The organism is Actinokineospora sp. (assembly GCF_050699995.1).
Taxonomy (GTDB): Bacteria; Actinomycetota; Actinomycetes; order Mycobacteriales; family Pseudonocardiaceae; genus Actinokineospora.
Genome location: NZ_JBOHGC010000405.1, coordinates 1 through 2,112, shown reverse-complemented (window position 1 = coordinate 2,112; position 2,112 = coordinate 1). Strand labels below are relative to the sequence as shown.

Sequence of the window (2,112 nt, the reverse complement as noted above, 5' to 3'; positions counted from 1 at the left end):
CCGCCGATCAGTCCTGAACGTGGGAATCGGCTGGCGCGAAATGAGAACTCATTGTCGTGAGGTGGGGACTCGCGACCGTGTTAGGGGGTGGTGATGAAGGTGGTGATGGCGGTGGGGTCGCCGGCGGGGTGTGTGTGCAGGTACGAGGCGTGGATGTTGCCCTGGATGAAACCCTCGCGCCGGGTCACGCCCTCGTGGTCGCGCCACGCCCAGGCCGGGGTCGCGCCATGGACCGGGGTGGTGACCGTGCGGTGGAACTCGTGGCCGGTCACGCGCCTGCCCTCGGGCCGCAGCGGGGACGGGGCCATCGAGACGGCGTCGCGGTAGCCCAGGGTCAGGCGTGGGTTCATGGCAGCCGTCGCGGGGAGGACCCCACACATCGGTTTGCCGTCCAGTTCGGACACCAGGTAGAGCAGCCCGCCGCACTCGGCGTGGATCGGCGCGCCAGACTCGGCCAGCGAGCGCACGTCCTCGCGCAACTTCTTGTTGGCGGAGAGGGCGTCGGCGTGTTGTTCCGGGAAACCGCCCGGCAGCACCAAACCCTTGGTGCCCGCGGGCAGGCTCTCGTCGCGCAGCGGGTCGACGACGGCGATCTCCGCGCCCGCCGCGCGGAGCAGCTCCACGTGCTCGGCGTAGCCGAAGGTGAAGGCCGGACCACCGGCGACCGCGATCACCGGGCGGCCCGGCACGACCGTGACCTCCTCAGCCGGGTCCCAGACCGGGCCGGGGAAGTCCGGTGCCGAGCGGGCCAGCCGCACCACCGCGTCCAAGTCCACCGAGGTGTCGATCAGATCCGCCATCGCCTCGACCGCGCGCATCGCCGCTTTGCCGTGCTCGACCGCCGGGATAAGCCCCAGGTGCCTCGACGGGACGTCCACCTCGACCGCGCGGCGCACCGAGCCCAGCACCGGCAGGCCGACGTCGGCGCACGCTTCGCGCAGCACCTGGTCGTGCCGGTCGGAACCGACCTGGTTGAGCACCACCCCCGCCATCCGCACGCCCGCCCGGTAGGACCGGAAACCGTGCAGCAGCGCGGCAAGGCTCGTGCTTTGGCCACGGGTGTCGACCACCAGCACCACGGGCGCGTCGATCAGCTCGGCGACGTGCGCGGTCGAACCGAACCCGCCCGCCTCGACCTGGTGGCCGATGCGCCCGTCGAACAGGCCCATCACGCCCTCGACCACCGCGATGTCCGCGCCCAGCGCGCCGTGGCGGAACATCGGCCCGACGCGGTGTTCGCCGACGAGCACGGGATCGAGGTTGCGGCCAGGCCTGCCGCCCGCCAGCGTGTGGTAGCCGGGGTCGATGTAGTCGGGGCCGACCTTGAACGGCGCCACCGTGTGTCCGCGCCTGCGCAGCGCGGCCATCAGGCCGGTGGCGATCGTGGTCTTGCCGCTGCCCGACCCGGGTGCGGCGATGACCAGTCTGGCTACCACTCGATGCCCTTCTGGCCCTTCTGGCCCGCGTCCATCGGGTGCTTGACCTTCGTCATGTGCGTCACCAGGTCGGCGGCGTCCACAAGGGACTGCGGGGCGTCGCGGCCGGTGATCACGACGTGCTGGTGGCCAGGCCGGTTCGCCAGGGTCTGCACGACGTCGTCGACATCGATCCAGCCCCACTTGAGCGGGTAGGTGAACTCGTCGAGCACGTAGAGCCCGTGGGTCTCCTCGGCGAGGCGGCGCTTGATCTCCGCCCAGCCCTCACGCGCGGCCTCGGCGTGGTCGTCGTCGCTGCCCTGCTTACGCGACCATGACCAGCCCGAACCCATCTTGTGCCACTCGACCGGGCCGCCCTCGCCGGTCTCCTCGTGCACCTTGCCCAGCGCCAGGAACGCCGACTCCTCGCCGACGCGCCACTTCGCCGACTTCACGAACTGGAACACCCCGATCGACCAGCCCTGGTTCCAGCCCCGCAGCGCGAGCCCGAACGCGGCCGTCGACTTGCCCTTGCCGATGCCCGTATGGACGACGACGAGCGGTCGGTTACGGCGCTGGCGGGTGGTGAGTCCGTCGTCCGGTACGACGGACGGCTGTCCCTGCGGCATTACGCGGCCTTCCTGGTGGCTCGGGTGTGCTGACCGCGCGGTGTGCGCGGGGAGTTGTCGCTGTACTG

Annotated in this window: 2 protein-coding genes; both read right to left on the bottom strand. The window is 71.1% G+C overall.

The window, feature by feature from the left end; genetic code table 11:
- Positions 1–80 precede the first annotated feature (80 nt).
- Positions 81–1,436, bottom strand: coding sequence for a cobyrinate a,c-diamide synthase (locus ACRDSQ_RS20090; protein ID WP_431423174.1), 1,356 nt, complete (start codon positions 1,434–1,436; stop codon positions 81–83).
- On the bottom strand, positions 1,430–2,044 hold the full coding sequence (gene cobO, locus ACRDSQ_RS20085; RefSeq protein ID WP_431423175.1) for a cob(I)yrinic acid a,c-diamide adenosyltransferase: 615 nt from the start codon (positions 2,042–2,044) through the stop codon (positions 1,430–1,432). The genes ACRDSQ_RS20090 and cobO overlap by 7 nt, the downstream gene beginning before the upstream one ends.
- Positions 2,045–2,112 lie beyond the last annotated feature (68 nt).

Coding starts and splice junctions, on each gene's coding strand:
- cobO (WP_431423175.1), bottom strand. CDS start 2,044: ATGCCGCAGGGACAGCCGTCCGTCGTACCGGACGACGGACTCACCACC.